Consider the following 4,415-nt stretch of genomic DNA (forward strand, 5'->3'; position numbering starts at 1 on the left):
GTGGCCAGCACGGTCGCGGTCAGCGGCGCGACCGCCGCCGAAAGCCCCAGCCCGAACAGGGTCGCCGCGGGCAGGACCTGCAGCGCGTAGGAGGCGCCCGGCCCGATCGTGCTCATCGCGAGGAACCCGCAGGCCGCGAGCAGGATCCCGCCCGTCATCGGCCAGCGTGGCCCGCGTCGCTTGGCGATCTCTCCGGCCCTGGGCGACAGGAGCAGCATCAGGATCGTCGTCGGCAGCATCGCCAGCCCCGCCGCGATGGGCCCGAATCCGGACACCACCTGGAGCTGGACCACGAGCAGGAAGAACACCACGCCCATGGCCGCGTACATGATCAGCGTCACCACGTTCACGGCGGTGAAGACCGGGTTGCGGAAGATCTCCACCGGCACCAGGGCGTCGGGCGACCTGCGGATCTCGGTCACCACGAAGGCCGCGCCCAGCACCAGCCCCGCGATCAGCGGTATCGGCGCGCCCGTCTCGATCAGCCCGTACGTGATTCCGGCCAGCGCCAGCGCCGCCAGCACCGCCCCCAGCACGTCGAACCGCCCCGCCGCCTCCTCGTCCTTGCTCTCCGGCACGTGCCGCAGGGTCACGAGCACGATCAGCGCCGCGAACGGCAGGTTGATCAGGAACGCCCAGCGCCACCCCACGCTCTGCACCAGCCAGCCGCCCAGCAGCGGCCCGATCGCGCTGGCCACACCACCCAGCCCGGACCACACCCCGACGGCCCGGGGCCGGTCGTGCCGCACGAACGACGCCTGAATGATCGCCAGCGACCCCGGCGTGAGCAACGCCCCGCCGATGCCCTGCAGGGCTCGGGCCGAGATCAGGAACTCGATGTTCGGCGACAGCCCGCACAGCGCCGAGGCCACGGCGAACCACACGGTGCCGATCAAGAAGATCTTCCGCCGCCCGTACCGGTCGCCCAGCGACCCACCCAGCAGGATCAGCCCGGCGAGGGTGAGCGTGTACGCGTTGATAGTCCACTGCAGGCCGTCCATGCCCGCGTTGAGCTCTTTGCCCAGGAACGGGAGGGCGACGTTGACCACGGTGCTGTCGAGCAGCGCCAGCCCGGAGCCGAGCACGGTCGCCGCCAGGATCCAGCGGCCCCGGGCGGACCCGAGTTGGACATGGCCGTTCACGGGCGCCGTCCCCGGGCCGTCAGCCGCACCGCTCACGCGAGTCCGCCGATGGCCCGCAGCACGAACTCGGACACCAGCTCCCCGGCCCGGTCCACCGTCACGCTCCCGCTGATCAGCGGAACCCGCTCGGCGCCGATGACGGCGAGGATCATGCGAGCCGTGGCCTGCGCGTCGAGCACCCGGAAATCGCCGGACTCGACCCCGCTCTCGAGGATCTCCACCAGAATGCGCTGCATGGGCGCGACATGCTCGGCCAGTTGCTGGTAGGCGTCGGGCCCGAGCGCGGCACTGAGATCGGCGGCACCCGGGTGCGGATGGGCGACCAGCCCGGCCAACTGCAGCCGCACGAACGCCCGCAGCCGATCAGCCGGTGAGGCACCCCCTGGCAGCTCCTGCTCGTAGCTGTCGATGAAGTACTGGGTCACCCGCTCGGTGAACGCCAGCAACAGCGCCGCCTTGTCAGGGAAGTAGTTGTACAGGACGGTCCTGGTGATCCCGGCCTCGCCGGCCACGTCCGTCATCGAGATCGCGTCGATACCGTGCACCCTGGACAGCCGGGAGACGGCCTGCAGGATCCGGTCCCGCGTCTGCGTTCGATGCTCGCCGATCGTGGCGGCGGAGATCCGAGGCATACGCCCATCGTAGGCCGAGATCGTCACAAGCCAACGCGCACTCCCCTCATTCACCCTCCCCTCCGAATCCCACCACCACCAACGGACACCGGACCAGCGAGAACGACCTGGCGGCGGTTGATGGCTTGTCTTGATGATGCGGTGGGGCACCTGTCGGCGGGTGGTGGTCGGTCTTGATGATGTGGTGGGGGTGCGTGCCGGTGGTTGGTGGCTTGTCTTGATGACGTGGGGAGAGGTTCCGCCGGTGGTTGGTGGTCGGTCCTGATGATGTCGTGAGATGCACGCCGGTGGTTAGTGGACTGTCCTGACGACGTGGCGAGGGGTTCCGCCGGTGGTTGGTGGTCGGTCCTGATGATGTCGTGAGATGCACGCCGGTGGTTAGTGGACTGTCCTGACGACGTGTTGAGGGCGCCCGCTGGTATTTGGATGGCGGCCGTGACGGCGGCGGGGTCGGTCGTCGGTGTTGGGTGGCGGCTGTGGCGGCGTGGCTGGGTGGGCCGTGGGGTGTTGGGTGGTGGCCGTGGCGAGGGGCTGCTGGGGGTGGATGGTGATTCCGGCGTTGGGGGAGGCCCGGCTGTCGGGGGTCAGGTCCCGGTTTCGGTGGCGTGTTGAGGGCGCCCGCTGGTGTTTGGACGGCGGCCGTGACGGCGGCGGGGTCGGTCGTCGGTGTTGGGTGGTGGCCGTGACGGCGTGGCTGGGTGGGCCGTGGGGTGTTGGGTGGTGGCCGTGGCGAGGGGCTGCTGGGGGTGGATGGTGATTCCGGCGTTGGGGGAGGCCCGGCTGTCGGGGGTCAGGTCCCGGTTTCGGTGGCGTGTTGAGGGCGCCCGCTGGTGTTTGGACGGCGGCCGTGACGGCGGCGGGGTAGGTCGTCGGGTGTTGGGTGGTGGCCGTGACGGCGTGGCTGGGTGGGCCGCCGGGCGTTGGGTGGCGGCGGCGACAAGGGGCCGCTGGTGGCTGGGCGGCGCAACGTAAGGGGGCGTCGGTGGCTAATTGGCTGGCAGTTGTGACCGCGTGGAGAGGTCGGCCGCTAAGTGGCGGGTCCTGATGACAGGCGGCTGGTGGCTGGGCAAGAGGCGGGGCACGTTTGGTGGGAGGCGACAGCCGTAACAGCGTGGTGAGGCCGGTCGCCGGGGGTTAGGCGGACGTGGCGGCGAGGCCTGCTGGTTAGGCGGCGGTTCTGACGGCGGGTCGCGGCTGTTAGGCCGAGTCGTGACGGCGGGTCGCTGCTGTTAGGCGGCAGTCGTGATGGCCTGGTGAGGCCGGTCGCCGGTCGCCGGTCGCCGGGCGTTAGGCGGCAGTCGCGACGGCGGGGTGCTGGTCGTCAGGCGGCGGTCTTGACGACGTGGAGGAGCTCGGCGAGTACCTCGGTGTTGAGCTGGTACGCCAGCTTCACCTCGCGGATCATGCGCTGACGCTCCCGGTCGTCCAGCTCGAGCTCGTCCAGCCGCGCACGGTACTCGTTCTTGAACCTCGGCAGGCTGCCCAGCCCGTCGAAGATGTAGAAGTCGACGCCCCCGCCCGTGCCGTACCCGTAGATCTTCTGCAGCTCCATGCGGATGAACTGACCACCGGACAGATCGCCCAGGTAGCGCGTGTAGTGGTGGGCGATGTAGCCGCTCGGCCAATCGGCCATCTGGTGGATCCGCGCGACCAGCGTGCGGGTGGCCTTGGACGGCACGATCCGGCTCCGCCAGCTCGGACCGTAGATCGTCGCGAGGTCCCGCTCCAGCGCCCGCTCTCGATACAGCTCAGGAAAGACGAACCGGCCCGCCACCGGATGATCGGCAAGTTGGTGTGACACGCCGTCAAGCGCTATGTACGCGAAGTAGTGTTGAGCTACCATCTCGCCGTATTCGTGCTCGCTCAGCCGGCCGCCCATGAGCTCCGCGAGATAGCTCTCGCCTTCGGCGGACTCGTGGTCAGCCCAGGTGGCGTTCTTCAGGGTTTCGGAGAACGGGGTGGTCACGGCCTACCTCAACTCGCACGGAAGTTTCATGACAAAGTGTCACAAACATCGGCATCCGGCGTCAAGCTGATGACGACACCATGTCATCAAAATCCGGTTCTTCTGTCTCGTACCCAGGAAACACCACGTCAAGAGGTCACCTCGCCTTCGTGCCCGAGAGCGATGAGGGCCAGGTTACGCAGCGATGGGGTCCCGGGGGTGAAGTAGTCGCTGTGGCCGCCTGAGCCCACAGCGAAGACACGAGCTCCGAACGAAGGGCTCATGGGGTCGGCGCCGAAGCCCACGGGCCCGAGCTTGACCTTCGGCACGAACCTGACCCAGTCGTTCTCTCCCAGCCCCGCCCACACCCGCAGCGGCGCCACCGCCGCACCTGTCGCGCCGCCCTGAGCACCCTGTACGCCTGCCGTGCTCCAGGTGTCCGGCAAGTCTGCCGTGTCCCCGGTATTCGGCGGGCTTGGCGTGCCTGCGGTGTCCGGCGAGTCCGCCTCGTGCGCGCCTGTGGGATCCGGTGCGCCGACCGAGCCTGTCGCCTTTTGGGCGTTGTATGAGTCTGCCGTGTCCTGATCGTCCTGTGCGCCGATCGCGCCGCGGGTGTCCTGCGGGCCTGTTGCACCCTGAGCGTCGTGCCCGCCTGTCATGCCGCGAGTGGTGTCTGCGGTCGGCGCGCTGACGGCG

General features: G+C 69.2%; 3 protein-coding genes and 1 pseudogene. All 4 read right to left on the minus strand.

Translation table 11 applies throughout. The annotated features are described in order from the left end of the window. Nucleotides 1-1,142 (minus strand): MFS transporter (locus tag ACWDX9_RS55560; protein ID WP_449970787.1); only part of this gene is annotated, 1,142 nt, incomplete at its 3' end. 32 nt (nucleotides 1,143-1,174) lie between these two features. Further along, entirely contained in the window at nucleotides 1,175-1,774 is a 600-nt protein-coding gene (locus tag ACWDX9_RS55565) for a TetR/AcrR family transcriptional regulator (RefSeq protein WP_449970790.1), read from the minus strand. 1,321 nt (nucleotides 1,775-3,095) lie between these two features. Beyond that, nucleotides 3,096-3,740, minus strand: a complete 645-nt coding sequence (locus ACWDX9_RS55570) for a biliverdin-producing heme oxygenase (protein WP_449970791.1) — start codon at nucleotides 3,738-3,740, stop codon at nucleotides 3,096-3,098. 128 nt (nucleotides 3,741-3,868) lie between these two features. After that, nucleotides 3,869-4,415 (minus strand): annotated as a pseudogene (locus tag ACWDX9_RS55575) (hypothetical protein); the annotation flags it as partial.

It is taken from the genome of Nonomuraea sp. NPDC003201 (genome assembly GCF_053590415.1).